The 6,119-nt window shown below is 41.3% G+C and carries 7 protein-coding genes and 1 tRNA gene; 5 read left to right on the plus strand and 3 right to left on the minus strand.

Going from position 1 to position 6,119, the window contains the following annotated elements:
* Positions 1 to 218: 218 nt before the first annotated feature.
* Complete coding sequence (locus JMX48_RS13745; protein ID WP_201538742.1) at positions 219 to 1,889, minus strand: alpha-keto acid decarboxylase family protein; 1,671 nt, start codon at positions 1,887 to 1,889, stop codon at positions 219 to 221.
* Positions 1,890 to 2,150: 261 nt separating this feature from the next.
* Here JMX48_RS13745 and JMX48_RS13750 point away from each other — a divergent pair.
* A tRNA-Gly gene (locus tag JMX48_RS13750) sits at positions 2,151 to 2,225 on the plus strand.
* Between the two features lie 475 nt (positions 2,226 to 2,700).
* On the opposite strand, the gene JMX48_RS13755 is transcribed toward JMX48_RS13750, so the two are convergent.
* A complete protein-coding gene (locus JMX48_RS13755) occupies positions 2,701 to 2,937 on the minus strand; it encodes a helix-turn-helix domain-containing protein (RefSeq protein ID WP_201538743.1) in 237 nt (78 codons plus the stop codon).
* A 122-nt stretch (positions 2,938 to 3,059) separates the two neighbouring features.
* On the opposite strand from JMX48_RS13755, the gene JMX48_RS13760 reads away from it, so the two are divergent.
* Genes JMX48_RS13760 through JMX48_RS13775 form a run of 4 tightly spaced genes read left to right on the plus strand, consistent with a single transcriptional unit; the run spans position 3,060 to position 5,164 of the window.
* Positions 3,060 to 3,275, plus strand: a complete 216-nt coding sequence (locus tag JMX48_RS13760; RefSeq protein ID WP_201538744.1) for a hypothetical protein — start codon at positions 3,060 to 3,062, stop codon at positions 3,273 to 3,275.
* A gap of 26 nt (positions 3,276 to 3,301) precedes the next feature.
* Positions 3,302 to 4,546, plus strand: a complete 1,245-nt coding sequence (locus JMX48_RS13765) for an Arm DNA-binding domain-containing protein (RefSeq protein ID WP_201538745.1) — start codon at positions 3,302 to 3,304, stop codon at positions 4,544 to 4,546.
* A complete protein-coding gene (locus JMX48_RS13770; RefSeq protein ID WP_201538746.1) occupies positions 4,543 to 4,836 on the plus strand; it encodes a hypothetical protein in 294 nt (97 codons plus the stop codon). Before JMX48_RS13765 ends, JMX48_RS13770 begins: the two co-directional genes overlap by 4 nt.
* Before the next feature lie 10 nt (positions 4,837 to 4,846).
* The gene (locus JMX48_RS13775) at positions 4,847 to 5,164 is read left to right on the plus strand and encodes a hypothetical protein (RefSeq protein WP_227688046.1); all 318 of its coding nucleotides are present in this window, start codon (positions 4,847 to 4,849) and stop codon (positions 5,162 to 5,164) included.
* A gap of 207 nt (positions 5,165 to 5,371) precedes the next feature.
* On the opposite strand, the gene JMX48_RS13780 is transcribed toward JMX48_RS13775, so the two are convergent.
* Positions 5,372 to 5,923 carry a hypothetical protein gene (locus JMX48_RS13780; RefSeq protein ID WP_201538747.1) on the minus strand — a complete coding sequence of 184 codons (552 nt, stop codon included), beginning with the start codon at positions 5,921 to 5,923 and terminating at the stop codon, positions 5,372 to 5,374.
* Positions 5,924 to 6,119 lie beyond the last annotated feature (196 nt).

Consider the following 6,119-nt stretch of genomic DNA (forward strand, 5'->3'; position numbering starts at 1 on the left):
TGAATAGGTCATGGATTCTTCTGCTACTTCGCTTATTTTAAAAGCATTGTATCTTATTTATAAAAGACTGACTATACCATGATACTAAAGTATGCAAAAAGACATAAGGGATATCTCCATTTAGTTGAACAACGCGGCAAAAATGTTAAAAAAAACCCCATTCAGTCGTGAAACCAAATGGGGTTTTTTATTTTTGTGATAAAAGCCAATTATATATTTTAATCTGCTTTTGGCTTTAGTGCGGCAGCGATATCGGCCAGTAATGGCGGAATATCTTGTTTGTCTGCTATCACTTCTATCAGCACCATTTTATCTTTTGTCGCAGCGGCTTTTAGCAAGGCGGTTTTTAACTCGCCAGCAGTTTCAACCTTGAGCAGCAAAGTATTGTCATCGTTGCCACCAAACGCTTTTGGCATCGACTGCCAATCACATTTAGGAATATCATTGTAGCGTTGGTTTTCGCCATGAATCGCTCGCTCAACGGTGTAACCATCATTATTAATAAGAATAATAACCGGGTTGATGCGCTCTTGGAACATCACGGCCAATTCTTGGATGGTCAACAAGGCTGAGCCATCACCAATCAATAGCACACTACGCTTGTGTGGCGACGCAATAGCCGCACCCAAGCTTGCTGGTAAAGTATAGCCGATTGAGCCCCACATTGGCTGCCCATAACAGGTCACACCTTCTGGCAGACGAACATCGCTGATACCAAAATAGGCCGTTCCTTGCTCAGCAAACACCAAATTATTATGGTCTAAACGATCTGCAATAATATGCCAAAGGTCATCCTGCCTGATCGCTTCATCATCTTTACCGTTTTGCTCGTGTGGCTTCACTTCTTTGCAGAATTGTTTAGGCACGATCTCAATACCCGAGGTCAGCACTTCATGCAGGGTTTGCAAGGCATCTTTTAGAGCGATGGGTGCAAAGTTTTGCCCGCTGATAGACGCACGCTCATAATGCAGATCAACCACGACATCATCATCGATATCTTGGCTAAAACCTGCGGTCGTGGTATCGGTATATTGCACCCCGATTTTTATCAAGCATTCGCAGTTTTCTACCGCGTCTTTGACGATTGGACGTGACGCCACACCAGCATAAGTCCCTGCCCAGCGCTCGCTGTTTTCATCGAGTAGCGTTTTGCCCCATGATAGCGTGGTATAAGGAATCTCTGTATCAGCAATGAGGGATTTTAGCTGATTTTGTAGTCCCAAACGATGCACCATTAGATCTGCCATGAGCGTCGTGGTTTTGTTTGGCAAAAACTCTATGAGCGCCTGTTTGAAATCTGCTAAAGCGGCTTGGCTGGTGATATTTTCTTCACTATCAATCAGCTTGGTAGATGGCGGATAAATGGGCTGGCGAGCCACATCAGGCGATAGCATTAAATAACCAGGGCGATGTTTTTTGAGAATCAAGCGAATGACTCTATCGATTTCTGATGCAGCATTTTCTGGTGTGATTTGTGCACGGGCAACAGTCACAGGTTCGACCATTTTTATAAAATGATTGAATACGCCATCACCCAGCGAATGATGGATGCGGCGTTTGGCATCTTGTAATGCGGTACTGGGCGCGCCTACGATATGCAATACTGGGGCATACTCAGCAAAAGAGCCGGCCGTCGCATTGATTGCTGATAGCTCGCCGACCCCAAAAGTCGTCACCATCGCGGCAAAACCGCGCTCGCGAGCATAACCATCTGCTGCGTATCCTGCATTTAACTCATTGGTATTACCCACCCAGCGTAATTTATCAGAGGCAATAATATTATCTAAAAAAGATAAATTAAAATCACCAGGCACGCCAAATATCTCAGAGGCACCTGCTTCTGCGACACGATCAAACAAGTAATCGGCGATGGTATATTGTTGACTCATGTTTTATCCTTGTGACTTATCTTATAAGTATTAATAATTGTGAATGTGATTAAGGTTAAATTATAAAGTGCATCCCTGCTTATTTATGTAATACAAAGCTTTTGGAATACATATCATAATAAACCGTTATAACATACATCCATGGCTAGAAGACATGCCTATTTTATTAAGTTTACTTATTTTCTTCATGAGTGTTGACACCTCAAAAAAACTGCGTATAATACGCCTTCATCATCTGATGATAATTAATCAAATGATTTAGCGGGAATAGCTCAGTGGTAGAGCATAACCTTGCCAAGGTTGGGGTCGAGAGTTCGAATCTCTTTTCCCGCTCCAAATACTTAAAAAGCCTCACTTAACAGTGAGGCTTTTTTTTGTCCAATTTTCGGGGGTTGTAGAGAAAATCTCGAGATATTTTTTTGAATATAGTTAAGCTTATCTACTCAGTCAAAAATCTCATTTTCGGTGCGGTGCCCATTTGGTGCCCAAACCGTGCCCTGCCCTAAAACTGCATACAAGTATCTGACCACAACCTAGCCATTTTTGGTTCAAAAACCATCATGACACCTAACCTAGTGAATTTGGCACTATGCTAATTTTTGAACCCAACCTCAATTCAGCAAAAAACGTGTTTCTTAGAGGTCTAATTTTTCTGAAATGCACTTTAGTTTTATAACATCCAAAATTAATTGTCGTTTAAACAGTGATGACCACAACCTAATATTTAAAAATAATTAGGCCGAGTAAAATATGTATCGGCGCTAAGCTTGATGATTTTCAAGACACTCAAAGAACCATTCTATTAAACATTCTAACTTCCTTCTGAACCCCCTTCCTCACAAACTACATCTTCTTCATAGAGGATAATATCTCCGGGTGTGCAATCTAAAAGCTTACAAAGCTCATTTAATGAATCAAAGTCTATTCTAGTGACTTCATTATTGTACATTCGATACAAAGTAGATCTTCCTAGTTTAGACATCCTGTCAGCATCAGCTACACGGATGCCTCTTTGTGCAAATAAAACAGGTAAATTGAGCTTAATCATACATAAAATCCCTAAAGTGATAAAAAAATGCTTGCAAGTGATAATATTTATAGCTACTATGTACTCATTAGTGATAACTAATAACCCACTAATAGTAAATTTATTTCACATGGAGAACCATTATGTCACAGACTTATCTCACTACTCAAGAATTAGCCGATCGTATTAAATACGATCCACGTACTATCCGCAATCAAATGAAAGACACTGTTTTGATTGAGAATATTCATTACATACGCCCTTTTGGCGGCCGTAAGATTTTATATGTATGGGAGCGTATCGAAGAAGATATGTGCAAGCCGGTTATGAGTGCCATCAACGGTATGGCTTTACAGTAAGTTTTATTTAAACAAGGAGATTAACAATGGCATCAGTAAGAGCAAGGCGTGGCAAATTATTTATAGATTTCACATTTATGAATATTCGTTGCCGCGAGACGACAAACTTCCCTGACACTCCAGCAAACGTTAAAAAACTGACTTTAGTCGCAAAAAAAATGGAAGCAGAAATCACCCTAGGCATCTTTGACTATGGTGCCTACTTTCCGAAGAGTACGCGTTTAAAAGAGATGACAGCACTGGCTGATAGAGCGGAAGCTTGTATCAGTCGTAACCCAACCTTTAGACAGTTTTCAGAGATTTTTTATGAGGAGAGAAAGATTGAATGGCGGCCGAGCTATCGGCAAAAGACGCAGATTATTTTGAATAAGTACTTGTTACCTGAGTTTGGTGGTAAAGCAGTACATGCGATAAAAAAACCAAACTTGCTGACCTTCCGTAGCTCCCTCGCCAAAGTTCGTTACGGTAAAGATGGTCAGTCAAGTCTGTCAGTAGCACGGATCAACCAGATCATGATACTTCTTCGTATGATACTAGAAGAAGCATCAGATCGCCATGACTTTGAGATGCCTTATAAAAATATTAAGAATCTCAAGCAAGCTCGTCCTGATGTGAATCCTTTTACATTGAGTGAGGTATGGCTGATTTTAAAGCATGTCCGTGCTGATTATAGGCCCTACTACACTATTCGCTTCTTTACAGGAATGCGTACCAGTGAGATCGATGGGCTTAAGTGGGACTGTATTAACTTTGATCGGCGTGAGATCAGTATTCGCGGTGCGCTAGTCAATGGTGAGATGGGTCCAACCAAGACGTTAGGCTCACAGCGTGATATTGCGATGTCGCAGCTAGTGTACGACGCTTTGCTAGAGCAGAAGACACGAACGTATGGCAGATCAGAGTTTATCTTCTGCAACTCACAAGGCAATCCGATGGAGTACCGTAATGTGAATCGGCGGGTATGGAAACCAACCCTTGCCCTGCTCGGTCTGAAACATAGGCGTGCTTATCAGACTCGGCACACGGCAGCGACGCTTTGGCTCGCTGCTGGTGAGAACCCTGAGTGGATAGCGCGGCAGATGGGTCACAGTAGTACGGAGATGCTATTTCGGGTGTACAGCCGTTATGTACCTGATATTACCCGTCAAGATGGCTCAGCAATGGATAACTTGCTCTTAGCAAGCAAGGAGAAGTTAACTAGCGTATCGAATAGCTCTGACACTAAAGGATTAATCACAAATGCACAAACTGACAAGGAGACGTCGCCATGAAAATCATCAATTATGAAGAGCTGTTTAGCGAGTTTAAACGGGATGGTGTGATCAGTGATGATGCTAATGAGATTGCTAATGCATTGATGCGTGAGCTGTATATCTCATCGGGTCATCAACTCGCACGCTTCTTAGGAGTGAAGTGCTGCTTTGATAATGATATGGCGATGCGTGTATGGGTGCAGAAGCGCTTGGATGCTCAGGGTAAGTACTTTGTGGAAGATATGCGTTGTCAGCTTCAGAGCGAGCTTTATGAGCTATTACCGCAGTCTGGTTATGGCAGCTACTAAGGAGAATATGATGAGTGTAAAACTTCAGCCGAATATGACACAGAATGCGCGCGATCTAAAAATCTGTGAGGATTACTGGGCATATGATAATGAAGGTAGTTATGTCGAACATGTGGAAGCAGTGTGCCGTAAATATAGCATCAGTCCTCATATCATGTTTGATGTGATAGGTCAGTGTTTTGCTTATTTAGACGATGTGCTTTGTGAATACTGCGGCTATGTTTGTCCCTTACAGATACCAGCAGACATTCTCTTTATGCGTTCAAAAGAGAGTTGGTGCTGTGAGGTATGCGAGCATGCCTTATGGCGGGAAAATAATCATAGATAAGTCATTAAAAACGTTAAAGCCAGGCAGTTTAGGTTGTCTGGCTTTTCTTGTGCGCAGCATTTCTTCTTTTAAACACAGTCCAAATTTAGTGTACCACTACAACGTTGAGGTGGTTGATTTGTTTCGTCAAGATAGCCCAAGCTTGAGCCAAGTTTAGGCTAAGAACTTGGCTTTAAAAGGTAAATACAGAAAAAAATTAGTTTAAAATCAACTGTAGTCCACTTTAACGAGTTTAGATTGCTGAACCTTTTTTAGTTTGAATGTCTTGGTCTTTTCATCCCAAATGTTGACATGATAGGTGATAAGTTGTTTACCGGTGGTTTCGTTGACTTTCTTGCCTTCACAATTGCGGGTGATGAATAAGCGGCTATTGGGATAGAAAACTAAACGCTCGTTGTCATCGAGTTCCGCTCCGTCTGCGAAGCATTCTGCGCCCATTTCATAAGGGCTTCCAGTTTCACCCAGTGGAATATCGTATACTTTGCCAGTACTTTTATCAATCATAGCCCCTGATACACAGCTTGAACCACAACCCCAGGTTGTTACGATATAGTTACCCGCGAAGTTAATTTCACCATCTTTATGAGCTTCTTTCAGGCGAGTACGAAAAGAGCCCCAGTCACCTAATTTTAAGGGTGCTTGTTTACCGTTATAAATTTTAACAGGGTATTTTTCAAAGCTATAACCAGCGATGGTTTCAGCATGAGAGGTAGAGATACAAGCCAAGGCAAAACAAAGACAAGCTGCAAGCTTCTTCATAAGAATTCCTTTTTTAATAGGGATCAGTACAGAAAACGGAAATTATAGTACGGTAAGTACATTTGTTTAATCCTACATCAATTAAATTAAATAATTTTTTCTAAAATTACTTAATTTAGTAGACCTCTTGCAAAAGTAGCAGAGTATTTTACAATAACTAATCGACTCACAACTGGCTAGGAACCATGCCAAACAT

This window comes from Psychrobacter immobilis (genome assembly GCF_904846225.1).
In the GTDB taxonomy this organism is placed as follows: Bacteria; Pseudomonadota; Gammaproteobacteria; order Pseudomonadales; family Moraxellaceae; genus Psychrobacter; species Psychrobacter immobilis_F.

What these genes read in the sequence shown, in the direction of transcription:
- JMX48_RS13745 (WP_201538742.1), bottom strand. Translation starts at nt 1,889, where the DNA reads ATGAGTCAACAATATACCATCGCCGATTACTTGTTTGATCGTGTCGCA.
- JMX48_RS13755 (WP_201538743.1), bottom strand. Translation starts at nt 2,937, where the DNA reads ATGATTAAGCTCAATTTACCTGTTTTATTTGCACAAAGAGGCATCCGT.
- JMX48_RS13760 (WP_201538744.1), top strand. Translation starts at nt 3,060, where the DNA reads ATGTCACAGACTTATCTCACTACTCAAGAATTAGCCGATCGTATTAAA.
- JMX48_RS13765 (WP_201538745.1), top strand. Translation starts at nt 3,302, where the DNA reads ATGGCATCAGTAAGAGCAAGGCGTGGCAAATTATTTATAGATTTCACA.
- JMX48_RS13770 (WP_201538746.1), top strand. Translation starts at nt 4,543, where the DNA reads ATGAAAATCATCAATTATGAAGAGCTGTTTAGCGAGTTTAAACGGGAT.
- JMX48_RS13775 (WP_227688046.1), top strand. Translation starts at nt 4,847, where the DNA reads ATGAGTGTAAAACTTCAGCCGAATATGACACAGAATGCGCGCGATCTA.
- JMX48_RS13780 (WP_201538747.1), bottom strand. Translation starts at nt 5,923, where the DNA reads ATGAAGAAGCTTGCAGCTTGTCTTTGTTTTGCCTTGGCTTGTATCTCT.